The 1,503-nt window shown below is 41.4% G+C and carries 2 protein-coding genes; both read left to right on the top strand.

From position 1 onward, the window contains the following. The first annotated feature begins 72 nt into the window (after positions 1-72). Positions 73-507, top strand: coding sequence for a hypothetical protein (locus tag GXY01S_RS17795; RefSeq protein WP_082770974.1), 435 nt, complete (start codon positions 73-75; stop codon positions 505-507). A gap of 691 nt (positions 508-1,198) precedes the next feature. Then, a partial coding sequence (locus GXY01S_RS16645; RefSeq protein WP_169797773.1) for a barstar family protein occupies positions 1,199-1,503 on the top strand: 305 nt, incomplete at its 3' end.

Here is a 1,503-nt window from a genome sequence, read left to right as displayed (position 1 = left end):
TAAGAAAATATTAGGTCGTCCAATGTATACATCTTCAGTGTTTTTTTTGAAGAAATTAGATGCGAACTCAATATGCTTCCAGAGTTTGCGGAATATACCCCATGCTTTATTCAGGACAGAGTTGGATTTATACGCGATCGTGGGTCTAATGAATTATATTGGAGAGATATTTCTGAACTTCCAAGTGTTATTGAGCGAGTTCTCATGCAAGGAATTTCTTTTTTTGATGAGCATTATAATTTTTCAAGTGAGGAAAATATGTTGGAGTTCTTACCCGCAAAATATAAGGTATCTTTGTCTGGTGGTTATCATGAATATGAACAAAGCCAAGGCGTTATGTTATGTATAATTCGTTGTATTATAGGAGATTTTGAATTTGTAAGGCGATATAGAAGTGATGAATACAAGACTGTATTTCCAAAAATGACCGAAGACCTAGACAAAATCATAGCGTACGTTCCTCAGATGGAAAAATCATGGCGAGAAAAAGGGTACGTTTCGGTCTGAAGTTGCTTTTGATATAACGTAACAAGCCCTAATTGAAATATCCACACTTGGGGCTATTAGACCTTGAATGATAGAACGCACTGCATGGTCCATCTGGATCCTTTGATCGAGAGAAGCCCGTCCGAAAGGCAAGACCTCCCGGAGGAACCTGCGGCGGACGAATCCACAATTTTCTGGCGGCATCAGAACGGTGCAAAATGGTGCGCGTCCGTCGCCACCTGAATGTGGCCCCAAGGTCTGCATGGCCGCATACGGTCATGGCTGGGTACTGTCTTTTACGGTTTCACCCGAACAAGCGCATGAACCGCCGTGTCCTATGCCTCATATAAGTTCCGAAAGTCTCTTGGGAGGGAACAGGGGATTTCGTCCCAATCATTCCGACAAGAAAAAACGATCTTCCGTTCACCTGACCCAGATGGGCGTAAGGGCACCGACATCTGGTTGAAAATCTTCAAGGAATGGCGGACTGTCGCAACCCGATACGAGAAGGCAGTCGTGTCCTTTCTTTCCATCATCCTCATCGTGGCGACAGCAGATTTCATCAAGAATTAACAGGTCCAATTATCAGTAAATCGGCCTTTTTAGTTATATATAATGAGAAAAAATATTGACGGCATCATGTTCCGAATGTATAATTTCTGCATTATATTAATATTGTTTGATATAATATAAGATGTTTAAAAAGGATGCATTGGATAATATAGAGGCCCCATGGCTTTTCCAAACAGACCATCAGGCGGATGTTTATAATAGCTATGATCCAATCATTTTATCAGGATCGTTAATGCAGCAGACGCTTGATGCATTCTACGATGAAATTTATAAAAAGTTCCATGCACCAGCCTACGCGGGCAAAAATTTCAACGCACTCCGGGATATCCTGACAGACCTGTCATGGATCATAAACAGAAGCCGATATGTCGTCTTTTTTCAAAATGCAGAAGAAATACTGATCAAAGGACAAGCAAATGCCTTGCAGGGCTTTCTGGAAATATT

The sequence above is a fragment of the Komagataeibacter xylinus NBRC 15237 genome, from assembly GCF_001571345.1.
Taxonomy (GTDB): Bacteria; Pseudomonadota; Alphaproteobacteria; order Acetobacterales; family Acetobacteraceae; genus Komagataeibacter; species Komagataeibacter xylinus.
The sequence above is the reverse complement of the archived record's forward strand: the minus strand, read 5'-3'. Positions and strand labels throughout refer to the sequence as shown.

What these genes read in the sequence shown, in the direction of transcription:
- GXY01S_RS17795 (WP_082770974.1), top strand. Translation starts at nt 73, where the DNA reads ATGCTTCCAGAGTTTGCGGAATATACCCCATGCTTTATTCAGGACAGA.